General features: G+C 65.7%; 24 protein-coding genes, 1 tRNA gene and 2 pseudogenes. 17 read left to right on the top strand and 10 right to left on the bottom strand.

The window, feature by feature from the left end; all coding sequences use genetic code 11:
* Positions 1-492: 492 nt before the first annotated feature.
* The gene (locus tag NS2_RS04000; RefSeq protein ID WP_033091669.1) at positions 493-1,371 is read right to left on the bottom strand and encodes a helix-turn-helix domain-containing protein; all 879 of its coding nucleotides are present in this window, start codon (positions 1,369-1,371) and stop codon (positions 493-495) included.
* 285 nt (positions 1,372-1,656) lie between these two features.
* Between NS2_RS04000 and cysD the strand changes: the two genes are divergently transcribed.
* From cysD to NS2_RS04025, 5 genes and pseudogenes are all read left to right on the top strand, one after another.
* Positions 1,657-2,562: a sulfate adenylyltransferase subunit CysD gene (gene cysD, locus NS2_RS04005; RefSeq protein WP_036547746.1), complete on the top strand. Its 906-nt coding sequence runs from the start codon at positions 1,657-1,659 to the stop codon at positions 2,560-2,562.
* The gene (gene cysC, locus NS2_RS04010) at positions 2,562-4,424 is read left to right on the top strand and encodes an adenylyl-sulfate kinase (protein WP_036547749.1); all 1,863 of its coding nucleotides are present in this window, start codon (positions 2,562-2,564) and stop codon (positions 4,422-4,424) included. Before cysD ends, cysC begins: the two co-directional genes overlap by 1 nt.
* Positions 4,424-5,619: pseudogene (locus NS2_RS04015) on the top strand (hypothetical protein). Before cysC ends, NS2_RS04015 begins: the two are co-directional and overlap by 1 nt.
* Entirely contained in the window at positions 5,616-6,461 is an 846-nt protein-coding gene (locus NS2_RS04020) for an SDR family oxidoreductase (RefSeq protein ID WP_082062709.1), read from the top strand. Before NS2_RS04015 ends, NS2_RS04020 begins: the two are co-directional and overlap by 4 nt.
* A 19-nt stretch (positions 6,462-6,480) precedes the next feature.
* Positions 6,481-7,614: pseudogene (locus NS2_RS04025) on the top strand (sulfotransferase family protein).
* 365 nt (positions 7,615-7,979) lie between these two features.
* Here NS2_RS04025 and NS2_RS04030 read toward each other — a convergent pair.
* Positions 7,980-8,234: a hypothetical protein gene (locus NS2_RS04030; RefSeq protein ID WP_143161380.1), complete on the bottom strand. Its 255-nt coding sequence runs from the start codon at positions 8,232-8,234 to the stop codon at positions 7,980-7,982.
* Positions 8,235-8,352: 118 nt separating this feature from the next.
* Positions 8,353-9,099 (bottom strand): GntR family transcriptional regulator, encoded by a 747-nt coding sequence (locus NS2_RS04035; protein ID WP_033085851.1) that lies wholly within the window; start codon positions 9,097-9,099, stop codon positions 8,353-8,355.
* Positions 9,100-9,170: 71 nt separating this feature from the next.
* Between NS2_RS04035 and NS2_RS04040 the strand changes: the two genes are divergently transcribed.
* Positions 9,171-10,259, top strand: a complete 1,089-nt coding sequence (locus NS2_RS04040) for a DUF1152 domain-containing protein (RefSeq protein WP_081985649.1) — start codon at positions 9,171-9,173, stop codon at positions 10,257-10,259.
* A gap of 57 nt (positions 10,260-10,316) precedes the next feature.
* Here NS2_RS04040 and NS2_RS04045 read toward each other — a convergent pair whose 3' ends face one another.
* The 4 genes from NS2_RS04045 to NS2_RS04060 form a co-directional block, all read right to left on the bottom strand.
* A complete protein-coding gene (locus NS2_RS04045; protein ID WP_147207076.1) occupies positions 10,317-10,685 on the bottom strand; it encodes a hypothetical protein in 369 nt (122 codons plus the stop codon).
* A gap of 10 nt (positions 10,686-10,695) precedes the next feature.
* On the bottom strand, positions 10,696-13,176 hold the full coding sequence (locus NS2_RS04050; protein WP_096490478.1) for a hypothetical protein: 2,481 nt from the start codon (positions 13,174-13,176) through the stop codon (positions 10,696-10,698).
* Between the two features lie 800 nt (positions 13,177-13,976).
* On the bottom strand, positions 13,977-14,489 hold the full coding sequence (locus tag NS2_RS04055) for a hypothetical protein (protein ID WP_143161379.1): 513 nt from the start codon (positions 14,487-14,489) through the stop codon (positions 13,977-13,979).
* A 30-nt stretch (positions 14,490-14,519) separates the two neighbouring features.
* Positions 14,520-14,939 carry a pyridoxamine 5'-phosphate oxidase family protein gene (locus NS2_RS04060; RefSeq protein ID WP_172416790.1) on the bottom strand — a complete coding sequence of 140 codons (420 nt, stop codon included), beginning with the start codon at positions 14,937-14,939 and terminating at the stop codon, positions 14,520-14,522.
* 177 nt (positions 14,940-15,116) lie between these two features.
* On the opposite strand from NS2_RS04060, the gene NS2_RS04065 reads away from it, so the two are divergent.
* The 3 genes from NS2_RS04065 (at position 15,117) to NS2_RS04075 (ending at position 18,048) form a co-directional block, all read left to right on the top strand.
* Entirely contained in the window at positions 15,117-16,472 is a 1,356-nt protein-coding gene (locus NS2_RS04065; RefSeq protein WP_033085846.1) for a TIGR03118 family protein, read from the top strand.
* A 165-nt stretch (positions 16,473-16,637) separates the two neighbouring features.
* Positions 16,638-17,174: an HAD family hydrolase gene (locus NS2_RS04070; protein WP_033085845.1), complete on the top strand. Its 537-nt coding sequence runs from the start codon at positions 16,638-16,640 to the stop codon at positions 17,172-17,174.
* Between the two features lie 271 nt (positions 17,175-17,445).
* Positions 17,446-18,048 carry a dihydrofolate reductase family protein gene (locus NS2_RS04075; protein ID WP_033085844.1) on the top strand — a complete coding sequence of 201 codons (603 nt, stop codon included), beginning with the start codon at positions 17,446-17,448 and terminating at the stop codon, positions 18,046-18,048.
* Here the strand turns inward: NS2_RS04075 and NS2_RS04080 are convergent.
* The gene (locus NS2_RS04080; RefSeq protein ID WP_033085843.1) at positions 18,045-18,722 is read right to left on the bottom strand and encodes a TetR/AcrR family transcriptional regulator; all 678 of its coding nucleotides are present in this window, start codon (positions 18,720-18,722) and stop codon (positions 18,045-18,047) included. The two genes, NS2_RS04075 and NS2_RS04080, sit on opposite strands and share 4 nt — an antisense overlap.
* A 247-nt stretch (positions 18,723-18,969) precedes the next feature.
* Here NS2_RS04080 and NS2_RS04085 point away from each other — a divergent pair, with 247 nt between their 5' ends.
* The 5 genes from NS2_RS04085 to NS2_RS04105 all read left to right on the top strand — a co-directional run bounded on the left by NS2_RS04085 (position 18,970) and on the right by NS2_RS04105 (position 23,999).
* Entirely contained in the window at positions 18,970-20,013 is a 1,044-nt protein-coding gene (locus NS2_RS04085) for an acyl-CoA dehydrogenase family protein (RefSeq protein ID WP_231993006.1), read from the top strand.
* A 29-nt stretch (positions 20,014-20,042) separates the two neighbouring features.
* Complete coding sequence (fabG, locus tag NS2_RS04090; protein WP_033085842.1) at positions 20,043-20,792, top strand: 3-oxoacyl-ACP reductase FabG; 750 nt, start codon at positions 20,043-20,045, stop codon at positions 20,790-20,792.
* Positions 20,793-20,861: 69 nt separating this feature from the next.
* On the top strand, positions 20,862-22,019 hold the full coding sequence (locus tag NS2_RS04095; RefSeq protein ID WP_033085841.1) for an acyl-CoA dehydrogenase family protein: 1,158 nt from the start codon (positions 20,862-20,864) through the stop codon (positions 22,017-22,019).
* Positions 22,020-22,044: 25 nt separating this feature from the next.
* On the top strand, positions 22,045-23,529 hold the full coding sequence (locus tag NS2_RS04100) for a long-chain-fatty-acid--CoA ligase (protein WP_147207077.1): 1,485 nt from the start codon (positions 22,045-22,047) through the stop codon (positions 23,527-23,529).
* Positions 23,530-23,546: 17 nt separating this feature from the next.
* Positions 23,547-23,999 (top strand): MaoC family dehydratase, encoded by a 453-nt coding sequence (locus tag NS2_RS04105; protein WP_033085839.1) that lies wholly within the window; start codon positions 23,547-23,549, stop codon positions 23,997-23,999.
* A gap of 87 nt (positions 24,000-24,086) precedes the next feature.
* Here the strand turns inward: NS2_RS04105 and NS2_RS04110 are convergent, their stop codons facing one another.
* Positions 24,087-24,941 carry a YdcF family protein gene (locus tag NS2_RS04110; RefSeq protein WP_081985648.1) on the bottom strand — a complete coding sequence of 285 codons (855 nt, stop codon included), beginning with the start codon at positions 24,939-24,941 and terminating at the stop codon, positions 24,087-24,089.
* Positions 24,942-25,165: 224 nt separating this feature from the next.
* Between NS2_RS04110 and NS2_RS04115 the strand changes: the two genes are divergently transcribed.
* From NS2_RS04115 to NS2_RS04125, 3 genes are all read left to right on the top strand, one after another.
* Positions 25,166-25,633: a carboxymuconolactone decarboxylase family protein gene (locus NS2_RS04115; protein ID WP_033085837.1), complete on the top strand. Its 468-nt coding sequence runs from the start codon at positions 25,166-25,168 to the stop codon at positions 25,631-25,633.
* Between the two features lie 113 nt (positions 25,634-25,746).
* Positions 25,747-25,821 (top strand) — tRNA-Asp (locus tag NS2_RS04120).
* A gap of 122 nt (positions 25,822-25,943) precedes the next feature.
* Positions 25,944-26,219, top strand: a complete 276-nt coding sequence (locus tag NS2_RS04125; protein WP_033085836.1) for an Lrp/AsnC family transcriptional regulator — start codon at positions 25,944-25,946, stop codon at positions 26,217-26,219.
* A gap of 9 nt (positions 26,220-26,228) precedes the next feature.
* Here the strand turns inward: NS2_RS04125 and NS2_RS04130 are convergent, their stop codons facing one another.
* Positions 26,229-26,537, bottom strand: coding sequence for a hypothetical protein (locus tag NS2_RS04130; RefSeq protein ID WP_033085835.1), 309 nt, complete (start codon positions 26,535-26,537; stop codon positions 26,229-26,231).
* Positions 26,538-26,596: the final 59 nt, after the last annotated feature.

A 26,596-nucleotide genomic window follows, 5' to 3' on the forward strand; every position in this document is an offset into this window, starting at 1 on the left:
AGTACTAACGGATCTGGATATCGCCTTCGTCACCGAGCAGCACGGCCGATGGCAGGTCTGTGAAGTCGCTAGGGGCAACGGGGCCTTCGGTCCATTGCCGGGCCCCTTCAAGTAAGGGTTCGCCACATCGACTGCTCGGTCATCGGTGCGGCGGACACTGCGACGGCTCATCGGGGTAGTGCCATTCGAAGGATGCTGAAACCGGCAGATCGGCGCGTTTCAAAGCTGAGATAGCCTGGGCGCATCGACCTTCCGGGGATGCGGTCGACTCGGCGTGGGGGCAGGAACGTTGAGGTGGGCGGGTGGGTGGTGGTGCCGAAGATCCTGGCTGAGGTCGTCGGGGCGGCGATGCTCGGGCTGATGGTTCTCACCTTGCCCGCGTTGGTGCTTTCGCCTGGACGCCGCTGGTGGTGGCGGATGTGGCGGGGGTCGGTGCGGGAGGTGGCGGCTGCCTCGCTGGGGATGGGTGAAGGCTTGCCGGGGATGGGCGGGTCAGCCGCGCAGGGTGGCGGTTACCGCGGTGGCGGCGGTGATGGTGGCGGTGGCCAGGTCGCGGAGGCCGGAGGCGGAGAGGTTGGTGTCGGGGCAGGTGACGATGGAGGCGATGACCGAGCCCTCGGGGGAGAAGATGGGGGCGGCGATGGAGACGACGGCGTTGTGGTCGGTCAGTTCGTCGGGGAGGTAGTCGATGGTGATGAGGTCGGCGATCATTGCCGAGAGGCGGTGGCGCAGCGGGTCGGTGACGGGGGAGCGGCGCAGGCCCGCCAGGGCCTCGAGCATGGGCGCTGATTCGTCGGCGAGGCGTTCGACGGAGTAGCCGCGGTCGCGGATGGCGTCGAGGACCGCGGTGAGGCGGGGGCGGTGCAGGGGGTCGGCGGCGGCCAGCCAGGCGGCGCGCTCGGATTCCGGTGCCCAGGCGATGAATTCGCGGCACACCGGCGGGGCGAAGGGCATGCGGCGGGCGGGGCGGATCCAGGGGACCGAGGGGGTGCCGATGACCTCGGTGATGACGATGGCGTCGATCCCGGCGTGGCCACTCGCGGGCTTTGCGGAGGTGGCGGGCAGTGGACCTCCCGAATGCTCCAATTCGGCGAGAAATACCGGGACGCGCTGTGTGCCGGCGAGGGATTCCATGGGCTCGCGGGCCAGGCGGCGCAGCGGGAAAGCGGTGTCGGCGCGACGAGCGACGGTCAGCAAACCCAGTCCGAGACTGTAGTTTCCGTCGCCGTCGCGCACGGTCCAGCCGTCCGTGGTGAGCTGGGTCAGGACCGCATGCGCGGTGGCGCGGGACATGCCGGTGGCGCGGACGATGCGCGCCAGGGAGAGCCGCTCGCCGGGGTGGCGGGAGAGCAGTTCGACGGCCGCGACCACGCGATGGGTGGGCGGCGAGGCGGGGGCTGGAGCTGGTTCGGCCGCCGTACCCGGTTCGGAAGCGACTGGGGCGGTGGTGGATTCAGGCAACTCGATCCCTGCTGGTGTCGGTCCCGGCGGCGCGGGAGGGTCGCGCCCGATCGTATCGGTCGGCGCACAGGTATTGACGGTCACCCGGGTACCGACCTATCGTCGGTGTCACATTATCGAACAATAGCGGCGAATATTCGACACCGCAAGTCTCGGGTGCGGAACGGATCGACGCGACGGACGGGTTGAGAAGAGATGCGCGCGGGATATGAGCTGTCGCACCTGAACGCCTTGGAGGCGGAATCGGTGCACATCATCCGGGAGGTGGCGGCCACCTTCGAGCGGCCGGTGCTGCTGTTCTCCGGTGGTAAGGATTCGGCGGTCATGCTGGAGCTGGCGCGGCGGGCGTTCTGGCCCGCGCCGCTGCCGTTCCCGTTGCTGCACATCGATACCGGGCGCAATTTCGACGAGGTCATCGACTTCCGGGATCGGACCGTGGCGCGGCTGGGCGCGCAGCTGCTGGTCGGCAGCGTGCAGGACGATATCGACGCGGGCCGGGTGACCGAGCGGGCGGGCGAGACCCGAAACCGGTTGCAGACCACCACCCTGCTGCGCACCATCCGCGAGCACCGCTTCGACGCGGTGTTCGGCGGGGCGCGCCGCGATGAGGAGAAGGCGCGCGCCAAGGAGCGGGTCTTCAGCTTCCGCGACGAGTACGGCGCGTGGGATCCGCGGGCGCAGCGGCCGGAGGTGTGGAACCTCTACAACGGCCGCCACGCCAAGGGCGAGCACATCCGGGTGTTCCCGCTGTCCAACTGGACCGAACTCGACATCTGGGAGTACATCGACCAGGCCGAGGTGGAGCTGCCGCCTCTGTACTACGCGCACCGCCGCACCGTCGTCGAGCGCGACGGAATGCTGCTGGCGGACAACAGGTTCCTGAGCTTCGGCGCGGAGGAGCGGAAGTTCGAGGCCACCGTGCGCTTCCGCACCCTCGGCGACGCCGACTGCACCGGCTGCGTGGAATCCGCGGCCGCCAACCCGTCCGAGGTGATCGCCGAGACCGCGGTCACCCGCCTCACCGAGCGCGGCGCCACCCGCGCCGACGACCGAATCTCCGAGTCCGGCATGGAAGATCGCAAGCGAGAGGGTTACTTCTGATGCGCCGCAACCTCTTACGGCTCGCCACCGCCGGCAGTGTCGACGACGGCAAGTCGACGCTGATCGGGCGGCTGCTGTTCGATTCCAAGAGCCTGTTCAGCGATCAGCTCGACGCCATCGAGCGCGCGAGTCTTTCGCGCGGCGGCGATGGCCCGGACCTGTCGCTGGTGACCGACGGCCTGCGGGCCGAGCGGGAGCAGGGCATCACCATCGATGTCGCCTACCGGTACTTCACCACGCCGCGACGGAAATTCATCATCGCCGACACCCCGGGGCATGTGCAGTACACCCGGAACATGGTGACCGGCGCGTCCACCGCGGACCTGGCGCTCATCCTGGTCGATGCCCGCAAGGGTGTGTCCGAGCAGACCCGCCGCCACGCCTTCCTGTCCTCGCTGCTGGGCGTCGGGCACCTGGTGTTGTGCGTGAACAAGATGGACCTGGTCGACTGGTCTGAGCAGCGGTTCGAGGAAATCCGCTCGGAATTCGCGGATTTCGCCACCAAGCTCGATGTCGGCGACCTCAGCTTCATCCCGGTCTCGGCGCTGCACGGCGACAATGTGGTGGACCCCTCGGCGCACACCGCCGACTGGTATCCGGGCCCGCCGCTGCTGCGCCACCTCGAAGAGGTGCACGTGGCCTCCGACCGCAATCTCATCGACAACCGGCTGCCCGTGCAGTACGTCATCCGCCCGCACGGCGAGAACCAGCGCAGCTACGCGGGCACGGTGGCGGGCGGCATCTTCAAGCCGGGCGACGAGGTCGTGGTGCTGCCCTCGGGCCGCACCAGCCGGGTGAATCAGATCTGGGCCCCGGGCGGCGGCAAGGTGGACGAGGCGTTCACCGGCATGGCCGTCTCGCTCACCCTCGACGACGAAATCGATATCGGCCGTGGCGATATGCTCGCTCGCCCCGGCAACCAGCCGCACACCGATCGTGAACTCGACGCCATGGTGTGCTGGTTCTCCGACGACACCGAACTGCGCGCCGGGAACTCCTATTCCATCCGCACCGCCACCCAGACCTCCAAGGTCGAGGTGAGCGAGCTGGACTACCGGCTCGACGTGAACACCCTGCACCGGCAGTCCGACGCGGATTGCCTGGGGCTCAACGACATCGGACGCGTGACGCTGAAGAGCCGCCAGGCGCTGCTGTTCGACCCGTACCGGGAGAACCGCGCCACGGGCAGCTTCATCCTCATCGACGAGGCCACCAATCAGACGGTGGCCGCGGGCATGATCACCGGACGCTCCACGGGCGCACCGCGAGTCGAGCACAAGGCGTCGAATGTGGTGTGGCACAGCTCCGCCGTGGAGCGCGGGCAGCGGCTCAGCACCGGCGCGACCGTCTGGCTGACCGGGCTGTCCGGGTCCGGAAAGTCCACCATCGCAGTGGAATTGGAGCGGCAGCTGATCGAATCCGGGCAGCCCGCCTACCTGCTCGACGGCGACAATCTGCGCCACGGGCTGAACAAGAACCTGGGCTTCACCGACGAGGACCGGCGCGAGAACATCCGTCGCGTCTCCGAGGTGGCGGCGCTGTTCGCGGACGCGGGCGTGGTCGCCATCGTCTCGCTCATCAGCCCGTTCCGTGCCGAGCGGCGTGAAGCGCGAAAGCTGCACGACACCAGGAACCTGCGGTTCCGCGAGATCTTCGTCGACACCCCCCTCGAGGAGTGCGAGCTGCGCGACCCGAAGGGCCTGTACCGCAAGGCTCGCGCCGGGGAGCTGCGCGAATTCACCGGCATCAGCTCGCCCTACGAGCGGCCGGAATTCGCCGACCTGACCATCACCCCCTCGGACGGGACGCCGTCCGAGATCGCCCGTCGAATTCGAGAAACCCTAGGAACAACGGATATCTGATGACCGACATCGAGAAGGCTGAGCTGCCGCTCACCGACCCGTTCATCGCGGCGGTGACCGAGGCCGAGAAGCTCATCGCCGCAGCGGATTTCATCCGCGACCCGCACGACCTCGCCGAAGGTTACGACTATCTGCAGGGCAGCATTGCCGCGGTGTTGCAGCTGTCGCGGGCGCACGGCACCTCGCACCCGTACTTCGTGTCCTCCACCGGCCCGTACACCAAGATGGGCCTGGACAATCCGGACACGCTCTACTACCACGCCACCATCGAGCCGGGCGCGGAATACCTGCTCACCGGCGTGCGCGGCAGCACCGTGGACCTGAGTTTCCAGGTGCTCAAGGGCGATTACACCGCCACCGATGTCCCGAACGGTGACGACGCGTTCGACGACCGGCGGCTCGAGATCAATGCCGACGGCAGCTACCAGCTGCCGTCGGGCCGCCCAAGGAGAACCCGGGGCCGAACTACTTCGTGCTCGGCGAGGGCGCGTCGATGCTGGCCGTGCGCGAGGTGTACGGCGACTGGAATGCCGAGCGCAAGGGCAGCATTCGCATCGAGCGGGTGGACACCATCGGCACGCCGCCGGTCGAGGCCGGGACCGAGCAGCTGCGCAAGCGCTACCGGGCGGCCGGGCGGATGCTGCTGACCCGGGTGCACACGTGGTTCAACTTCCCCAAGTGGTTCTACCTGAACCTGCCGGTCAACACGCTGACCGAACCCCGGCTCACCCCGGGCGGATTGAGCACCCAGTACTCGTCGGTCGGGCATTTCGAGCTCGACGACGATCAGGCGCTGATCATCACCGTGCCGAAATCCGATGCGCCGTATCAGGGTTTCCAGCTGGGTAGCCGCTGGTACATCTCCCTCGATTACGTCAACCACCAGACCTCGCTGAATCATCGGCAGGCGCAGGTGGATCCGGACGGCATGATCCGCATGGTCGTGTCGGCGCGAAACCCGGGCGTCACCAACTGGATCGAGACCACCGGGCGCAAGCTGGGCATCCTCCAGTTCCGCTGGCAGCGCGTGGGCCGGGAGATCACCCCCGCGGACGGCCCGACCATCGAACTGGTGCCTTTCGACAAAGTGGCTGAACGCCTGCCCAACTACGAACACAATCGAATCGACGAGGCCGGATGGCGCGAGCGAATCGCCGCCCGCCAGCGCGCCTTCGCGGAAAGGATGCTCGGATGAGTATCGACAACTCTGGTAACTCTCAGGGGCAAGCCCCTGAAACCCCCAACCGGCTCCGGACGGGTCTGCTGGCGGGCAAGGTCGTGGTTGTCAGCGGCATCGGGCCGGGCCTGGGTCGTTCGATCGCACTCGAGGCCGCCGCGGCTGGGGCGAATGTCGTGTTGGCGGCGCGCACGGAATCCCGCCTCAAAGAAGTTGCCGAGGAGATCGCGGCCGAGGGGGGCGCGAAAACGCTGTGCGTGGCAACCGATATCACCGATGACGCCACCGTCGCCAACCTGGCGAAGCGCACCGTCGAGACCTTCGGCCGGGTGGATGCACTCGTGAACAACGCGTTCAAGGTCCCGTCCATGAAGCCGTTGGCGCGCACCGACTTCGAGCAGATCCGCGAGAGCGTGGACCTCACCGTGCTCGGCAATCTGCGCATGACCCAGGCGTTCACCGACGCGCTCGCCGAGACCAAGGGCTCGGTCGTCACGGTCAACTCCATGGTGCTGCGCCACTCCGAACCCCGCTACGGCAGCTACAAGATCGCCAAGGCGGCCTTGCTCGCCATGTCCCAGACGCTGGCGACCGAGCTGGGGGAGAAGGGGATTCGCGTCAACAGCGTGCTCCCCGGCTACATCTGGACCGACCAGCTCAAGTGGTACTTCGGCGAGATCGCCAAGAAGTACGGCATCACCGAGGAACAGGTCTACCAGCAGACCGCCTCCAAATCCGACCTGAAGCGGCTGCCGCTACCCGACGAGATCGCCCAGACCATCGTCTTCCTGATGTCACCGTGGGCCAATGCCATCACCGGGCAGACCATCGACGTCAACTGCGGCGAATACCACGTCTGAGCAAGGAGTTTCACCCACCCTGACCGGACGTACCAACGTCGGCACCGTCGAAGACCTGCACCACTCGGCGTCGAAAGTCTGCGGCCTCACCGATTTCGGCTCCGACGACTACCTCGAGGCACTCGGCGTCCTACTGGACTCCTACCAGCGCGACGCCGGCCTCACCGAACTCGGCTCCAAAATGAGCCGCTTCTTCCTCCGCGGCGCGCTGGTCGCCCGCGCCCTGAGCGAGGCCTCCTGGGCAGCGCACCCGACCCACACCGAAACCCAGATCACCAGACCGATTTTCGTAACCGGCCTACCCCGCACCGGCACCACCGCCCTCCACCGCCTCCTCGCCGCCGACCCGCAGCACCAGGCCCTGGAAATGTGGCTCGCCGACTTCCCCCAGCCCCGCCCCCCGCGCGACACCTAGGCTGACAACCCCGTCTACCAGGCCGTCGACCAGGGCTTCGCCCAGCACCGGATCGAAAACCCGGAATACATGGGCCTGCACTACATGACCGCCGCCGAGCCCGAGGAATGCTGGCAACTCCTGCGCCAGACGGTGAAATCCATCTCCTACGAATCGCTGGCCTACCTGCCCACCTATTCGGAGTGGCTGCGCAAACAGGACTGGACCGACGCCTACGCGCGGCACAAGAAGAACCTCCAACTGATCGGCCTGGGCGATGAGCGCCGCTGGATCCTCAAAAACCCCAGCCACCTCTTCGCCCTCGACGCGCTGATGGCGGTCTACCCGGACGCGCTGATCATCCAGACCCACCGTGACCCGGTCACCATCGTGGGCTCCTCGTGCAGCCTCTCCGAGGCCACCACCCAGGGCTGGTCCACCACCTTCGTAGGCGACAAGATCGGCTTCTCCCAGCTCGAGCTCTGGTCCCGCGGCCTACGCGAATTCACCGCCGCCCGCGCCCGCTACAACCCGGACCAGTTCCTGGACATCGAATTCGACGAACTGCGGGCCGATCCGTTCGCCACGATCGAGAAGATCTACACCACCTTCGGCCTCGACTACACCGACTCGGCGCGCGAGGCCATGACCACCCTCGACGAGGAGAGCAAGTCCGGAGATCGCAAACCGACTCACCGGTACTCGCTTTCCGACTACGGCCTGACCGAAGACCAGGTCCGAGCCGAATTCCGCCTCTGACCAACAAAGCCCAACGGCCGGGTGCGCAACGCGCACCCGGCCGCTGCTGCGGACGTTGCCGACTGCTCACGTCGTCAGCCCGTAGCCGTCGATCCGTTGCCTGCTTCGCTCTCCCTGAGTCGCTGGCTGCGTAGTTCGAGCAGATACCGCCGAAATTCGCCGCCAGCGGCTCGGCAGGCATCGTTGTCGTGGGCGTCCGGAAGAGCGTCGATGTCCCGTCCCGAAAACACCGCATGCACAGGCGGTTTCGCATGCCAGGCCGGATGCTGGCGGATTGAATCCCAAGGATCCTGTTCAGGAGGGTCGCCGGGGGCGACGTATGGATGGTCATCCTCATCTCCAGCGATCGGGCACGCCGGAAGGCCTTACGGCATCCGTACGTATTCGATGTAAGGGGGCTTGTTGATCACCAACCGGCCGCGCTCGGTCGGTCGCCAGTTGGCTGGGCGTTGCTGCGTGCTCAGTGCCAAGCCGGTGCGAGCCAGGCGTAGCAGCGCGCGGCGGACCGACCCTTCGCTCAGCCGGGTAGTCAGTCGGATCCGCTGGACCGTGAGGACCTGCATCCCGTTCGAATAGAACAGGGCACCAAGAACTTTCGCTTCCGGTTCGGACAATGCCATCGCCGCACCTCGTAGTCACTCGCCGACTTCATCGCTAAGTGGTCTATGCCACTGTAGCTCAAAGTGGCATAGACCACTCGAAGAATCGGAGAATATCTGGGTTGGCGATCGTCGCTGGTTAGACGTCCACGGGGTATTCCTGCTTGAAGGCCCACCGCTCGGGCGGATAGACAGCTTCGTCGAATTGGATTGCGGTGTCGGCGGAGTCGTATGCAACCAGCCAGTACACCAGTACCGGGGAGGGGGTCGGCAGATCCAGCGCGGCACGCTCGTGCTCGGTCGCGAACCGGGAGCATCCGCGATCGCGGGCCGATGTGGCGCGGATTCCAGCAGCTTTCGCGAGGTAGCCGAGTGTGCCGCCGCCGACGCGTTCGGCAAGTAGCAGCCTCGGCGCGGCATCGGCCAGAGTTGCGGGGAACCATGATGTCGACAGTTCGACGAGGCCGCTGATCTCGCTGGTGATGATCCGCTGACGCTGGATCACCGGACTGCCGGCGAGGAGGCCGAGGGCTTCCGTCACGTAATCAGGGCCGTCGACGATGCCGACGAATGGGAACTCCACGCTTTCCGAGTCGGAATACGCGGTTCCCAGTGCGGCGGCGCGCGCGAGGCGCTCGCGCGCCCGCGGCGCGGCATGCGGCTCACGTACGAATGTTCCTGCGCCCTGCCGTGATTCGACGAGACCGTCTTGACGTAGTGCTTGCAGTGCTTTCGCCGCGGTCGGTCGGGCAACGCTCCATGCGGCAGCCAGTTCCCGCTCGGAAGGCACCTCCGCACCGGGAGGCAGATCGCCTCGAATGATCTGGTCCTTCAGATAGCCGAAGATCTGCTTGTACTTCGGCAGCACCTCTTGGATCTCGGGCAACCCGACACCTCCGTCAACTACCATATGCCACTAGCCACTATACGGACTGCGGAACAGGCGTCAGGGGAGTTATGCGCACTGCGATAGCGATAGCTGCCGGTGGTGGGGGTGACGCTGTCACCGCTGCCATGATCGCATCCGCCATGCCGGAGCTGGGGATTGCGGCAATCATGAGTTACTCGTGGGACCGATTCATGATCGACCCCACGCCCGGCCCTCGGATTCGCACGGATTTCGTTGGACTCGTTGATCGCGGGGGAGTCGCCGAGGTCCGTCGAACTGCCGCGTTGCGGCACGGTACTTCCACGTTGCCTCGGCTGTCGGATTGCGTAGCGCAGCCGCTGCTGTTGCTCGAGGCCGCGGGCGGCGCGAAGGGGATGGCGGATCTGATGCGCTGTGCGGCAGCGGCATTCGACGCTGACGAGCTGATTGTGGTCGACGTTGGAGGCGATATCGTCGCCGAAGGACACGAGAGCGGCCTCCGCAGCCCGCTGGCCGACTCACTGGCCCTGGCGGCCGCCGTGCGATCCGGAATTCCGACCCGTGTCCTGATCGCCGGGCCGGGTCTCGACGGCGCGCTGTCGTCCACCGAGGTTCACGCTCGAATCGACACCCTCGGCGGCCGCCAGGTTGCCAACCTCACGTCGGCTGATGCCATGCCATTCGAAGCCGTCTGGTCCTGGCATCCATCGGAGGCCACAGCCCTTCTCGCTGCGGCAGCCCTCGGCTGGCGCGGTGTCGTAGAGACTCAGCGTGACGCAATTGTGAATCTCACCGACGCCTCGACTCGGGTATACGAGGTGAACGCCCAGGGTCTGATGAATTCATCACTGGCCGTACCGCTTTCGTCGACCAACAGTCTGGACCAAGCCGAACAGACGCTGCGGGATCGCCGTGGTGGTCGCAGCGAACTCGACGTCGAACGACACAGGGCCGCAGGCGAACGCGCCGAAGTCCGCATGCCCACCCTGGAATCACTCAGCACCATCGACCAATACGCAGATCGAGCGCAAGGTCGTGGCATCGACGCGCTCACGCTACGACGAGTCGCCGAAATGCTCCAAGCCATAGACCCATCCACCACCGCCGCATTGCGGGCGCTACTCGCGAAGCAACGCCCAGACAACTTCCGGCCCCCGCTGTACCAAGTGGCCCGCTGACGCCCATGGCAGGATCAGGGGCCAAACGGCGACCGGCCTTCGGTTCCTCTTACACGCTTACGCAGAGGCGTCCATTATGGTGATAGTCACTTCTTCTCCTATCGGATCACCCTCATCATCAACCGGCGTGTAGTCGATGATGCACTCGAGACCTTTTCCTGCGCAGACCCGAACAAGCTCCTTCAATTTGTTAATCGAATCCGACTCTTTACCTTTGATCGAACCCTCGAACAGGAAGAAAGGATTGACTCCAGCCGGGACGGTCGCTTCGTAGCAGAAGACGTAGGTGTCTTCATCCTCGTAAGTCAATTCAAATCCAGACATGCGCTCCTTGACGCTAATCCTGTTAGTGTCCAGCCATTCTTCAAAAGCGCTTCTAACAAGTCGGCTGTCCGTCATCTTGATATCGCCGCTGAAGGAAATCATTTTTTTCTCCTCATCTTAATTGAAGGTTCGGTTGCGTGTCGAAGGCGCCATCGCGCAACTGGATCGAGATAGATTCGACATTCTGCCCTGGATAATTCGAACTGATCGACTTTCGCGCATCCTTGAGTGGTTTCAAGATGTCCAGCTTCGAGCTGATAGTTCCATTTGTTATTGCGTTTCCGAAGGTTTTTGCCTGGGCAGTATAGGCGTCCTCGTTGCTTGTAATCCTCTTGCCGAGATCGACTAGTTGCTCATGCGTGAGCCCGGCGAGCGAGATTCGTTCGCCGGGCGCGTCGCCGCTGGGTCTGGTAGCGATCCTTCCGTCGTATCTCGCGATGAGGATGCTATCGAACTTGTCTCTGTCGACCAATGTGGCTATGTCGACGTCGGCGGCCGCCGGCTTGCGGAGTGCGGATCCTTGAATGACTACATCATCCGCTGGCAGCCCGCGGCCCTCCAGCGCTGCCTTGAGGTCATTGCCGAACTGATGGAACTCTTGCGCACTGTCGAATCGGTATGGATATCCGCGAGGCTTGACAACATTCACCCAGTTTGCCATCTGTTCCTTTAACTCGGTTGCACTTATAGGCTTGAGTTTTCTCGAACCTGTGGTGATCAAGTCGTGCACTTCTCGATCATTCAGACCCAAGCGTCGGCCTTCTTTGAGAATTTCATTCAAATCCGGCGTTGAATAACTCAGGTCAAATTTTCCGGGGCGTTCAGCAATCCATGCTTTCGCATCGGCGATTATCTGAGCATCTCCACCCGTCGCCATGCTCTCCGCTGCTGCGCTGTTCTTGCTCGCGAATATTCTCTGTGCCTGATTGAGTCCGAGTTGTGCATATGCTTTGATCTGACTACCCAGTGCATACGCTGTGTCATGAATGCCTGCAGTTATAGCCCGCGCGATTTGCGCGGACGAGCTGGTCATTACTTCGATTTTGCTCCGGGCTGTTGTCGCTGCGTCTCGGATACCGGCTGACGCGGTGGAGATCGCATCGCTTATCGGCGCCGATGATGTGTTCCGGTACCTCGTTGCAAACTGCCACCATCCTGAGCTCGCGCCTGTGCCGAATGGGGATGTTGTGCCACCGAATTCGCTGGCAGCCCCGGCGATACCAGTGAAACTCGTTCCGCCTCGTGTTATGAGTTGGCTGGTGGCGAGTTGGATTCCGGTTTCGGAGACGCCTTTCGCGGCGAGTTCGCGGGCGATGAGGCGGGTGCCGATCATGACGCCGGCTCGGTAGCCGAGTTCGGGTAGGCCGCTGACGGTGAGGATGGCGTCCCAGTACAGCCGTGAGTCGTCTGTGACGTTTCCGGCGTCGGCGTGGCCCGTCGACACGGGCACGGTGATGCTGTCGACAGTGCGGAAGTCGGTGGTGTCGAAGCCGGTGTAGTCGCCACTCCGCAGGGAGGACAAATTCCCGTCTGCGCTGAAAGTGGCCGTGGCGGTGAGTTCTTCGCCCTTGCGGTTGCGGTAGGTCCATTGCTGGGTGCTGGTGCCGTCGGGGCCGGTGACCATGGGCCCGCGGGCGGTGACGGGGTCGGTACGCCAGGTGCCGGTGAGGGGGTCGAACTGGTTGCCGTAGTTCGGGCCGCCGATCATGTCGTTGTAGCGGTCGATCGGGATCGTGGTGCCGTCAGGCTGATAGACCATGCGGGTGTGGTCGGGGCTGGTGAGGATGCTGTAGGGCACGCCGTTGGTGTGTCCGGGCACGGTGACGACCTGAATCTGGCTGCCGTCGGGGTTGGTGACGAGGGTGACCGGTGCGCCGAGGACGCCGGGGCGGAAGTCGGCTTGGGTGGTGGTGCCGTCGCGGTTGTACTCGGTGACGTGCCCGCCGAGTCCGTCGGGGTCGAGGTGCACCACTTCGTCGGGGGTGCTGGAGCCGGGGGCGTGTTCTTTGATGACGGTGCCGTCGGCATAGCGCACGGAGTGGGAGCCGTCGGGGTTGGCGGTCCAGGAGGTGATGTGTCCGTGGCCGTCGTCGACGGAGCGGACCTGGGTGATGGTGCCGCCGATGCTGGTGATGGTGGTGTCGCGGCTCAGGCCGCCGGTGCCGAGGACGATGTCGGATTCGGCGGTCGCGATCAGCAGACCGTTGCTGTCGTAGACGTTGGTCTTGTTGTGACCGGTGGTTGGATCGGTGGTGCCGATGATGGTCGAGTTGTCGGCCCCGGTGGTGACGGTGGTGTTGCCGCTGGGCAGGGTGACGGTCTGGCCCGGCACGGGTGTGCCGCCAGCCAGGACCGCGGTCACGTCCTCGACACCGCCCTGGGCCGGCGGCGCGGTTTGTCCTGGGGCACCGAGGCCGAGCTGTGGCAGCGTGGTGGCGGGATCGCCGGTGCCGGAGGGTTTTTGGTCTGGGACCGACGCTGGCTGCTGCGGTTGCGGCTCGGGCTGGGGTGCTGCGGGTGCGAGGTCGGCCGGAGCGGGGTTGGTCTTCTGGTCGATCTTCTCCGGTAGGTGTGGGGAAAGTCGGAGGGACATAATTGGTTTCGGCGGCGATCTGCTCAGTCATGTCTTGCACTGCATGAATACGCCGGAGCTTGGCAGCTGCGTCGGCAGCGCTGCGGACACTGAAGTTGAAGACCTGGCCCTCCCTCTGAGGGTCGGCGTGATCAGTCGGTGTGTTCTGGAGTGCGACTGGGCCGGGTCTCCACTGGCTGGGTGGTCTGAAGATTTCGGGCACAACTCACCTCGCGCATGAAAAAACCGCCACGCGCGAGGCGGTGGCGGTTTTCGATGGATTGGGATCGAGCGCTCAGCTTGGGCAGAACTCCAGCCCCTATCGGTCACTCAGCTGATCCACATGCTTCAAACAGCCGCAGCGATCACATCCCCTCTCCATGGGCAACAGCAAGCCGCCTGATCTCTGTAGGGGTGGGCTCAGCTCGGGCAAGAGCGAGGATTGCGAGATACCAACCGAACGGTGGCAGACACACAGCAGGGATGGACACAGCTGTAGCGCTGCAGTTACTTTCACCTAAGCTGCCACGACTTGTCAATCCCTTGGACACACTGGGATTCGTGCGCTCACGCTACCAGCACATATGCGGCCGCAGACTGTTCGAAAGCATGCCACGAAGACCACCGACTACACGATCGGCTGGGCCCGTTGATCTTTGGCCAGCCGCGTGCTGGCTGGTTCGGGATTCGGGGAGCGGCAAAATAGGCGTTCTGCAGGCTGTTGATGCCGCCCGTTCACGGTCTGGTCAGTCCGAACAGCCTTGTAAGCCGCAAAGTACCGCGCTCTCCGGTGTAGTGCGACCGGCCGTTCTTCCGCTTTGTCACAGACTCTGCACTTGTTCGGTGAAGCGCAGGTTCATGTTGGCGGCCGCCAGTTTGGCGCGTTGCCTCGCGTGCTCGGGGGTCGAGGTGGTGAGGTCGAACTCGTCGGTGGTCGTCAAGACCAGGGTTCGATCTCCGCCAGTCAGCAGGATGGCGAACGTGTCGACCCATGGGCCGAGGCCGAACCAGCCGGTCACTGTGTCGACGGCCAGCGGCAAGGTGGTGGTGTGGGGCCGGTCCTCGATTGCGATCAGCTCGAGCCACTCCTCGGCGGCGGCTTGGTGATCCATCGTCAGGTCGGGCTCGGTTGTCCAGCGAATCTCGCTTCGCTGCTCCGGGCCACGGACTGAAAGACCTTGCTGTGTATAGGACAGCGTTATGAATCCGCGGTTGGTTTCGAGAACCAGCGTGCCTGTCACGGGAATCGAGCCGTTGTGGGATACGGCGGCGAGCCGCCCGAGCCCGATCACCGATGTGGCCAAGAGTCGATCGCTGATCCGGGTCAGTTCCACAGGTCCGGATTGTTCCACGCGCTGGCGGGCTCACTCCTTCGAATAGTCCGTGCTCAGCCAGCGGTCGGGGCGCATGCGGATGAGAACTGATGTGGGGGAGAGGTTTTGGGTGGTGAAGGCGGTGCCCTCGGCTTCGCCCAGGTAGCGGGTGGCGATTGGGAGGGCTGTTTCGGGGGTGAGGGGCTCGATGGCGGTGACCGGGCCTTCCGCGGTGACGTATTTGTACGGTGGGTGCTCCACTTGGGCCGTCAAGGAGAATCGGCCCGCGGCGCGGATCTCCTTCCCCTTCGCCGAGCCGGTTTCGGTCCAGATGTGGATCTCGCCGCCGGGCTCGTAGGCGTACCAGATCGGCACTGCGAGGGGTGCGCGGTTCGGGCGTTCTACGGCGATCACGCCGACGTGGAGTTCGGCCAGGAACTTTTCGCGTTCTTCGGCGGTCATCTTCGCCATGGGGGGTCCTTTCGGTCGGGCCGGAAAGAACTGACATCTGGGCAACCCCGGAGAACCTGGTCCGAATTCCCTTCCGATTGGAAATGAGGGTCCCCTAACACTCTGCTCCTTCTTGCAGCTATGGTTAGCATCACCTAACGCCGCACCTGGGCGTTTTGTTGGAAGAAGGACCTGAAGATGAACGGACGCTCGAGCGGCATTCCGCCGGTGCGCAAGACCCTGCTGCGCGTCTCGGCGCTGGGGGCCGCGCTGGTGATGGCGGCGGCATGCGGCAATACGAAGTCGAACAGTGACGACGTGAAGGCGCTCGACGGCAACCATTACGCCCAGGTCAATATCGCCTCCAACAAGGAGTCGGACAAGGCGCAGTTCACCGATCCCCGGTTCATCAACGCCTGGGGTATCGCGGATCGGCCCAAGGGTGCGGGCGGGCACTTCTGGGTCGGTGCGGGCGGGTTCTCGTTCCAGTTCGTCGGGGACGTGACCAAGTCGCCGGATGCCAAGTACCAGAAGATGTTCCAGGATCCGCTGAAGCTGGTCACCATTCCCGGCGCGGACTCCATTCCGGACGACGACGGCGACGACTCCGAGGGCAAGACCACCGGTGTGGTGTTCAACCCGGCCCCGCTGGCCTCCGACATCTTCGCGGTGAAGGATCAGCCGGTCAGCTACGACGGCAAGGACGAGAAGCTCACCGGCTCGGCGCGCTTCATCTTCGCCACCGACTCCGGCAAAATCTCGGGCTGGACCGAGCAGGGCGCGGGCGGCGCGATCGTGCGCCACGACGGCCCGGCCATCGTCGAATTCGACGGCACCGCACAGGGTATGGGCTTCAAGGGCATCGCCCTGGATCCGTCGGGCACCAAGCTGCTGGCCGCCGACTTCGGCAAGGACCCGCAGATCCGCACCTTCGACAAGGATTGGAAGCTGGTGCCCACCACCGGTTTCGCCAACCCCTTCGCCACCGGTGACGCCATCGACCCGGCCGACGCGTCCAAGGGCAAGAAGCTCAAGATCGGCGACCCGGCTCCGTGGAACGTCGCCACCATCGGCGACCGCGTGTTCGTCGCCTACGCAATGACTCAGCCCAAGGACGGCGACCCCACCCAGTTGAAGAAGGGTGAAGAGGACTCGCTGGACAAAGACAAGGAGAAGGACGCGGGTTACAAGGCCAAGAAGGGGCAGATCGCCGAGTTCGACAAGAACGGCAAGCTGGTCCGCACCCTCGACGCCGACGGCCGCCTCAACGCGCCCTGGGCCGTGACCGTGGCCCCGCAGGGCTTCGGCCCGCTCTCGGGCAAGCTGCTGATCGGCAACTTCGGTGGCACGGGCCGCATCCTGGCCCTGGACGACCAGTCCGGCAAGTTCGTCGACTACCTGCGTGACGCCGACGGAAAGCCCGCCGAGATCGAGGGCCTGTGGGGCCTGATGTTCGGCAACGGTGAATCCCTCGGCGACGCCGACGCCCTGTACTTCACCGCGGGCCCCAATGAAGAGAAGGAAGGCCTCTTCGGCAGCCTCCGCCTGAAGTAACCCGAAACTCCGTGGCCCCGAGCTGATTCCGGCTCGGGGCCACGTGTTTTTTGTGCCGGGACCCGGCGTCGGAAGGATATATCCTTCCGACGCCGCGCCCATGCCTGTGCTTTTCGACCTAGGCTGGTGATCGAATTGTCGCTATCTCGAGGTGAGGAGTTCGGCATGATCGCTGCGGTCGTCATGGATCTGGACGGGACCCTGATCGAGTCGGACGAGCTGGGTGCCGATGATCCGCGGCAGGTTCGTGTGGTCGACGGGGCGGAGGCGATGGTGCGCGCGCTCGCGGGTTACGTTCCGGTCGCCGTCGCCACCACCGCACCGGCCCGCTACGTCGCGGCGCTGACCGATCTGCTGCCGGAGCTGTTCGAGCAGGTGTCCAGCATTGTCGTCGGTGATCCGGTCGAGGGTTCCATGTCTGCCGAGCTGCTGGAGATCTCGCTCGAATCGCTGGGCATGGCACCGGGAAACGTGGTGGCGCTGCTCAATTCGGTCGACGGGCTGATGGAGGCCCGCGCGCTCGGCATGCGGGCGATGGCGCTACCGGACCCGAGGCGTCCGCTGCCGTGGCAGTTGGCCGCGGCGGGGATCCCGATCAGTCCGACCCCGCACCACGCGGCGGTATCGCTGCTGCGGGCCTTCCGGACCGAGGGCGTGATCCCGCTACGCTGGAAGCTCATCCGGCAGCTGCTGCCGGTCTGATCCGAAGCCCCCGGAATCGCCTGATCGTCCCCGAGGAAGAAGGTGTCCCCGAGGCCGGGCGGCTGGACGATCCGGCGCTCGATCTCCTCCGCATACGGTCGCCCGGTGACCCGCGCGATGGGCATTCCGGCCAGTTCGGTCTCCGCTACCGCAGGGGCAGCCGCATCTCACCCGTGGGAGGTACGGCACCGATGAATTTCCGGTCGAGGCGTCGTCATATCGGTAACCGCGCGGCCGACATTCACAACGCACTGGTAAGGAGCACACCGAAATGCGCAAGATCACCGCTGGCATGTTCATCTCCCTCGACGGCGTCATCGCCGACCCGCAGGACTGGCACTTCCCGTACTTCAGCGAGGAGATGGGCGAGGCCGTTTCGACGCTGGTCGCGTCCGCCGACACCATGCTGTTCGGGCGGGTCACCTATGAGGGATTCGCGGGTGCCTGGCCCGATCGGGAAGCCGAGGGCGGGGAGGACGCCGGGTTCGCCAAGGCGCTCGGCGATATGCGCAAGATCGTCTTCTCGCACGGCGCGGTCGACCTCACCTGGCGCAATTCCGAACAGCCGCAAGGGGATCTGGTGGAGACCGCGGCGCTGCTGAAGGCCGAGGAAGGCGGCGACATCACGCTGAGCGGATCCACCTCGATCGTGCGGCAGCTGCTCGCGGCGGAACTCATCGACGAACTGCACCTGCTGGTGCACCCGGTCGTGCTGCGCAACGGCGCGATGCGGCTCTTCGATGAGGGAACGCCGATTCCGCTGCGGCTGCTGTCGGCCACGCCGTTCGAGACCGGGGTCGTGCACCTGGTCTACGGTCCGGCCGCCGCGCCCGCCGCGGCCGGCTACGACGAGGCGAAAACGCATATCTCCTAATCGGATTCGGATCCGGTGAGGCGGGCCCGCTGCCGGCGGGCCCGCCTCTTGCCGATGGCGTCGTAGCGCAGCTGCAACCCGTCGGTGAATGCGGACAGCGCCAATTCGAAACTCTCGGAGTCGATTTCGTCGGCCTTGGCGCGCAGCAGATGCGCCTGCTCCAGGTGCGGATAGCGGTCCCGATAGACCTGGACGTCGTCGATGAAGCCGCGGGAGAACGAGCCCATGGTGGCTCCCATCACCAGGTAGCGGGTGGCCGCGCCGATCATCGTCGCTTCGCGCGGGGGCCAGCCCGCCGAGACCAGGCCGCCGTGGACGGCGTCGGCGTGGCGGAGATTCTCGTCGCGGGTGCCGGGACCGGCTGCCAGGTAGGCGACGAAATTGGGGTGCCGCACCAGCGCGTCACGGTAGGAGTGGGCCCAAGCCGTCAGGCCGGTGCGCCAGTCGCCCGAATCGAAGGCGGAGGTGTCGACGCGGGCCATGATGCCGCCCGCGATGTCGTCGAGCAGTGCGTCCTTGGTGCGGTAGTGGGTGTAGAGCGAGGCGGCCTGCACGCCCAGCTCGGCGGCGAGCTTGCGCATGGACAGCTCGGCGAGACCGTCGCGGTCGATCAGGGTGAGCGCCGCCTCGCTGATGCGTTCGCGGCTCAGCAGCGGCACTTTCGGCCTGGCCATCCGGCTCACCTCCTTGTGGCGGACCCCAGTGATCCCCCGGCGGAGGTCGAATTTATCACCCGGTCCTTGATTAACCGAACACTGTTAGGATAGCTTCGAGTCATAAACCTAACAACGTTCGGTTAGGAGCTTTCGCAACCATGGACTTCGAACTCGGCGAGTCGCAGCGCGAACTGCGCGACCTGGCACGCGCCTGGGGGACAAAGAGGTCGTCCCGCACGCGGCGGCCTGGGACCGGGCCGAGGCGGTGGATACCGCGATCGTCGGAAAGCTCGGTGAGATGGGCTTTCTCGGCATCGAGATCCCCGAGGAGTACGGCGGGTCCGGCGGCACCGCCACCGACTACTGCCTGCTGCTCGAGGAGCTCGGGCGCGGGGACAGCTCGGTGCGCGGCATCGTGTCGGTCTCGCTCGGGCTGGTTTCCAAGACCATCAAGACCTACGGCACCGAGGCGCAGAAGCGGGAGTGGCTGCCGCGGCTGTGCGCCGGGCAGGCGCTGGGCTGCTTCGGGCTCACCGAACCGGGCACCGGCTCGGACGCGGGCAGCCTGACCACCAAAGCCGTTGCGGACGGCGATGATTGGCTGCTGTCGGGCACCAAGATCTTCATCACCAATGGCACCTGGGCCGAAGTCGCGATCATCTTCGCGCGCACCGGCGGGCCCGGGCCCAAGGGCGTGACCGCGTTCCTGGTGCCCACCGACGCGCCCGGGTTCGCGCGCACCGAGATCAAGGGCAAGCTCGGCCTGCGCGGGCAGGCCACCGCGGAGCTGGTGCTCGACGGGGTCCGGGTGCCCGACGCCAACCGGCTCGGCGAGCTCGGTCAGGGCTTCAAGATCGCCATGGCGGCCCTGGACAAGGGGCGCATGGGCGTGGCCGCCGGGTGCGTCGGCGTCGCCAAGGGCTGCCTGGAGGCCGCCGTGAAATACGCTGGGGAGCGCGAACAGTTCGGCAAGCCGATCGCCTCCTACCAGCTGGTTCAGGAACTCATCGCCGATATCGCCGTCGATGTCGAGGCGGCGCGGCTGCTCACCTGGCGGGTCGCCGACCTCGTCGAGAAGGGCAAGCCGTTCGGCACCGAGGCCTCGGTGGCCAAGCTGTTCGCCAGCGAGGCCGCGGTGAAGGCCGCCAACAATGCCATCCAGGTGTTCGGCGGATACGGCTACATCGACGAGTACCCGGTGTCGAAGTACCTGCGCGATTCCCGGGTGCTCACCCTCTACGAGGGCACCAGCCAGATTCAGAAGCTGCTCATCGGGCGCGCCCTCACCGGCGTGAACGCCTTCCTCTGACCATCCTCACAGACAGGGAGATTCACCTCATGTCGAAAGTCGCAGTCGTGACCGGCGCCGCCCGCGGCATCGGCGCGGGCACCGCCGCCCGCCTGGCCGCCGACGGATTCGCCGTCGCCATCGTCGATCTCGACGAGGCGGCCTGCAAGGACGCGGTGGACGCCATTGTCGCCAAGGGCGGCAAGGCCATCGCGGTGGGCTGCAATGTCACCGACGAGACGCAGGTCGCGGCCGCGTTCGAACGCGTTGCGGCGGAACTGGGTTCGGTCGACGTACTGGTCAACAATGCCGGCGTGCTGCGCGACAACCTGCTGTTCAAGATGTCGGTGGACGACTGGGACATCGTGATGTCGGTGCACCTCAAGGGCGCGTTCCTGTGCTCGCGCGAGGCGCAGAAGTACATGGTGAAGCAGAAGTCCGGCAAGATCGTGAACACCTCCAGCGTGTCGGCGCTGGGTGCGCGCGGGCAGGCCAACTACTCGGCCGCCAAGATGGGTATCCAGGGGCTGACCCGTACGCTGGCAATGGAATTGGGGCCGTTCGGCATCAATGTCAATGCCGTCGCGCCCGGGTTCATCGTCACCGAGATGACCGATGCCACCGCCGCCCGGGTGGGAGTCTCGCCCGAGGAATTCCGCGCCGAGGCCGCCAAGATCACCCCGCTGCGTCGCGTCGGCGAACCGGCCGACATCGCGAACGTCGTTTCCTTCCTGGTCTCCGACGATGCCTCCTTCGTCACCGGCCAGACCATTTACGTCGACGGCGGACGCCGTCTCTGACCAGGCCCAACTCTCGGGAGCTCTCAGGGGCTTCCCCTGAAACCCCTTTCGCCAGAACAAGAGAGCACTATGCAGAGAACAATTTTCGACAAGGACCACGAAGCCGTCCGCGAGACCGTGCGGGCTTTCCTCGAAGCCGAGGTCGTGCCGGTCTACGAGGAGTGGTACGCCGCCGGTATCGCGCCGCGCGAGTTCTATTACAAGCTGGGCGAACTCGGTGTCTTCGGCATCGAGGTGCCCGAGGAGTTCGGTGGCGCGGGCATCGAATCCTTCAAGTTCCAGGCCATTCTCCTCGAGGAGTGCGCGCGGGCCGCGGTGTCGCTGGGCGGCTCGGGCGTGCACGTAGGGCTGTGCCTGCCCTACATCCTGAACCTGGCCACCCAGGAGCAGAAGGAGCGCTGGCTGCCCGGCTTCGTGTCCGGCGAGACCATGTTCGCCATCGCCATGACCGAGCCCGGCACCGGCTCGGACCTGGCCGGAATGCGCACCACCGCAAAGCTTTCCGCGGACGGCACGCACTACGTGCTGAACGGGTCCAAGACCTTCCTCACCGGCGGCGTGCTCGCCGACCGCGTCATCGTGTGCGCCCGCACCGCCGCGCCCGCCGAAGGCGATCGCCGCCACGGGATTTCGCTGTTCGCGGTGGACACCAAGTCGGCGGGCTACACCGTCGGCCGCAAGCTCGACAAGCTGGGCCTCAAGGTCTCCGACACCGCCGAACTCAACTTCACCGACGTCAAGGTGCCGGTCGAGGACTTGCTCGGTGAGGAGCACAAGGGCTTCTCCTACCTGGGTCAGAACCTGCCCCAGGAGCGGGCGTCCATCGCCGTCGGCGCGTACGCGCAGGCCAAGGCCGCCATCCGGTTCGCCAAGGATTACACGCAGCAGCGCAACGTCTTCGGCCAGCCGGTCGCCAGCTTCCAGAACACCAAGTTCGAACTCGCCGCCTGCCAGGCCGAGGTCGACGCCGCCGAAGCCGTCGTCGACCGCGCCCTCGAGGCCCTCGACAACGGCACCTTGACGGCCGCCGACGCCGCCTCGGCCAAGCTGTTCTGCACCGAGGTCGCCCACCGCGTCATCGACCGCTGCCTCCAGTTGCACGGCGGCTACGGCTTCATCAACGAATACCCGATCGCCCGCCTGTACGCCGACAACCGGGTCAACCGGATCTACGGCGGCACAAGCGAAGTCATGAAAATGATCATCGCCAAGAACATGGGTCTCTGATCCCGTCTCGAAACCCGAGGTATCGATGAACGCGACTCTCTCCCTGGCCAGCATCCTCGCCGAACCGGCGTGGCGGCGGCCCGACCATATCGCCCTGATCGAGGGCGAGCAGCGCATCAGCTTCCGGGATCTGTGGCGGCAGGCCCGCGAACAGGCCGGGGCGCTCATCGAACTCGGGGTGCGGCCGGGGGACCGGGTCGCGCTCATGGGGCCCAATACCGCGGATTTCCCGCGCGCCTACTTCGCCATTCTGGCGGCGGGGGCGACCGTGGTGCCGGTACACCTGCTGCTCACCGCGGACGAGGCCGAATACGTGCTGCGCGACAGCGGGGCCAAGGTCATGATCTGCCATCCGATGGTGGAGGCGGTCGGCAAGGAAGCCGCGAGCCGGGTCGGGATCGACTGCCTGGGTCCGAAAGAGCTTACAGGCGAGGCGATTCCGACCTACGTGGCGCGCAGCCCGCTGGATACGGCGGTGGTGTTCTACACCAGCGGCACCACCGGGCGGCCCAAGGGCGCGGAGCTCAGCCACCTCAATATGGTCATGTGCGCCACCGTGAACGCCTTCGACGCCAACGAGGTCCAGCGCGAGGACATCGCGCTCGGGGCGCTGCCGCTGTTCCACGTGTTCGGGCAGACCGTATCCATGAACTCGCACTGGCGGCTGGGCGCGACCCTGGTGCTGCTGCCGAGATTCGATGCGGCACAGGCGCTCGAGCTCATGGTGCGGGAGAACATCAACACCTTCCACGGTGTCCCGACCATGTACCACGGCCTGCTCGAGGCGGCCGAGGCCGCGACGGAGCTGCCGAAGCTGCGGCTGTGCATCAGCGGCGGCGCGGCCATGCCGCCGGTCATCATCGAGGAATTCGAGAAGGTCTTCGGCTCGCACATCCTCGAGGGCTACGGCCTGTCCGAAACCTCGCCCACCGCAACGGTGAACCAACCGCTGCTCGGCCCCAAGGTCGGGACCGTCGGGCATCCGGTGTGGGGCGTCGAGGTGGAGATCGCCGACGCCGAGCACCGCGACCGCATCGACCTGCTGCCCACCGGCACCATCGGCGAGTTCGTGGTGCGCGGCCACAATGTGTTCAGCGGCTACACCGGCAATCCCGAGGCCACCGCGGAGGTCATGGTGGACGGCTGGTTCCGCACCGGCGACCTCGGCATCAAGGACGAGCAGGGCTACCTGCGCATCGTCGACCGGATCAAGGAGATGATCATCCGCGGCGGGTTCAACGTGTACCCGACCGAGGTCGAAGCGGCACTGCTGCGGCATCCGAACATCGCGCAGGTGGCGATCATCGGTGTGCCGGACGAGAACTACGGCGAAGAGATCCTCGCGGTCGTGGTGCCGTCGGGACCGCTGTCGGCCGAGGAAGTCATCGACTACGCGAAAGAGCATGTGGCACGGTACAAGTACCCGCGCCGCGTCGAGTTCGTCACCGAATTGCCCATGGGGCCAACCCACAAGATCCTCAAGCGCGAACTGAAGCAGCGCTACGCCTGAGCGGAGGAAACCTCACCATGATCGACTTCAACGACTTCGACCGGCTACGGGCCGCCGTCGGCACCGAGCTCGGGGTCAGCGACTGGATCACCGTGGACCAGAAGCGCATCGACACCTTCGCCGACGCCACCGACGACCACCAGTGGATCCACGTCGACGCCGAACGCGCCGCCGCCGGACCCTACGGGCGCACCATCGCGCACGGATTCCTCACCCTGTCGCTGGTGGTGCCGATGACCGCGCAGGTCATGACCGTCAGCGCGGCGAATATGGCGATCAACTACGGGCTCAACAAGGTTCGCTTCATCAACCCGGTCCGGGTGGACAGCCGCATCCGCGGGCGGTTCACCCTCGACGCCGTCACCGACATCCCCGGCGGCGTGCAGGCCGTGCGCACGGTGACCGTCGAGATCGAGGGCCAGGACAAGCCCGCCTGCGTCGCGGAGAGCATCGCACGCTACCTCTCCTGAGGTTCGGGGGATGATGGCCCGCCGATCGAATCGATCGGCGGGCCATCGTTTTCCGTGCGTGGGCCTGGTTGTTCTTCGCGCGTGGGCCTAGGCGTGCGGCCCGAACGGCACCGCCGACAGCGGGGCGGCATCCGGCGTCATGGTCGCCACCACGGAGATCCCCGCCGCCTGGAAATTCGTCAGCGCCCGCGCGATATGGTCCGCCGAGGTGATCAGGATGGCCGCGTGCGCGCCGATGACGTCCATGAGCTGCGCCGAGAACGCCGCGTTCTGCACCGTCGAATTCGCCTTGGTCTCGGTGTGAATGCGGTCGCGGTCGATGCCGTGCTCGACCAGCCAATCGGCCATGGCATCGGCCTCGGTCACCCCGTTCTGCGGATTGCCGCCGGTCACGATGACCGGGGCCCGCGGGGACAACAGGGCCGAGACGTACCCGGCGTAGAGGCGGGACATGAGCTCGGGGCGCATCTGGCCGTCGGGCAGCAGACCGTACCCGAGCACCACGATGGCGGTGTCGGGGGTGAACAGGGCGGGCAGATTCACCCCGGGTAGGTCGACGCCCGGGAAGTTCAGCGTCGAGAAGGCGTCGATGCTGGCCAGCACATCACTGGACAACCCCGCCAGTGGATCGACCCGGTCCGGCACCTGGCCCGCGACGGGCTCGGCGGCGGGCGTCGTGGAATCCGCCTCGGCCGCCAGGGGGTCCGGGGTGATGGGGTCCGGGTCCAGGTACGCCGGTGCCGCGTCGGCGAAGGCCGGGGCGGCACCGGTGGCCAGCGCGATGACGGTCGCGCCCGGCAGCAGCGCCTGCAATGTCCGGATGCGAATGGTGTTGGGAATCGGCCGATGATGGCGGCCGGGACTGCGTCGTCGCAGCTCCGGGCGGACGCCCTGCCATTGACCGCTGGATGTGATCTTCCGATGTCTGCCTGCGTCGAGCATCGCAACCCCCTAGGTAGCCGGAGTGTGACTACCGGTCGGTTCACAATCTTCCGAATCATGATCTCGCCGGATTCACTTCCGTGGAGGCGATTTCGCGAAATCAAGATCCGAAAAATGGGGGCAGTGCGCCATGGTGACCGGTGTCACAGCCGAGCTGATGTCACACCCGTGCGCGCCGCGTCGTCAACCCGACGAAGCCAACAGCACACGGAATCGAGAGAACAATGACCCGCTTCGCCATGTTCGAGAACGAGATCACCACCAAGTTCGTCAAGCGCCTCAACAACGCGGGCCGCATCGCCGAGGAGTCGACGCTGCCCAAGGCCGTCCAGGAACTGGTGAAAATCCGTGCCTCCCAGATCAACCGCTGCGGCATGTGCCTGGACATGCACACCAAGGACGCCGCCCATGCCGGCGAAACCCCCGTCCGCCTGGCCATGATCGCCGCGTGGAAGGAATCCACCGTCTTCACCGACGCCGAACGCGCCGCCCTGGCACTGACCGAGGAGGGCACCCGCCTCGCCGACGCGTCACCCGGCATCACCGAGGACACCTGGGCCCAGGTCCGCAAGCACTACGACGACGACCAGATCGGTGCCCTGATCTCCCTGATCGCCACCATCAACGCCTGGAACCGCCTGAACGTCATCTCCGGCAACGTCGGCGGCGACTACGTCCCCGGCCAGTGGTGACCGGCACCCATCGAACGGCGGCCCCTCCGGAAATTCGGTTTCGGATTTCGGGAGGGGTCGTTACTGTCATCGGCGCCACCGACGCCCTGGCGCGCAGGACGTGGGGTGGTCCAGCCGGTGTGGAGGAGTTCGGAGTCCTCGCTTCTCTGTCGAGGAAGAAATCGCGGGTTCGAATCCCGTCACTGGCGCAAGACAATTCACGCCGGGTGCCTCCCCTCAGCCGGTGAACACCGCGCGATGGTCTGCACACCACTCGGCCCGCTCGACCACACCGGTTCCATCGCGGACGGACGCGGCTAGAGTTGGGCGCATGATTACCGCGATTGTGCTGATCTCCGCCGAGCCGGATCGGATTCCCGAGACCGCGCAGGAGCTCGCCGACATCAAGGGTGTGGCCGAGGTCTATTCGTGTGCGGGGGATGTGGATCTGATCGCCGTGGTCCGGGTGCGCGATCACGAGGAGATCGCCGAGGTGGTCACCGGGCGCGTCAACAAGACGCCGGGCGTGCTGCGCACCGCCACCCACATCGCGTTCAAGTCCTACTCGCGCGCCGATGTGGAGGCCGGGTTCTCGATCGGCGAATAGCCGCCGGGATCAGCGGGTCTGGATCGACGCCCCGAGGGCGGTACCGGTGTGACCCGGTTCGATGACGTGCGTGACCCCGCCCTTGCAACCGGGGAACAGGTACACGTTGGCCCGCAACGCGGTTTCGTTGTCGATGTTCAGGCGACGCGGGACACTGCGGACGGTCACGCAGTCGCCGGGCGTTCCATAGTTACGTCCGTCCACGGTCAGGGTGCCGGAATCGGTGGCCTCCGCGCGGGCCCAGTGCGCCGAGCTCACCGGGACGCCGACGCCCAGGAACACGACCACCAGGCCGGATAGCACCACTGCGTATCGCATGTCGAAACTGTAACGCCGTTGTGACCCGATCCCAACGGTGAACACGAGAGGGAACCAGC

Source organism: Nocardia seriolae NBRC 15557, from assembly GCF_007990715.1.
Taxonomy (GTDB): domain Bacteria; phylum Actinomycetota; class Actinomycetes; order Mycobacteriales; family Mycobacteriaceae; genus Nocardia; species Nocardia seriolae.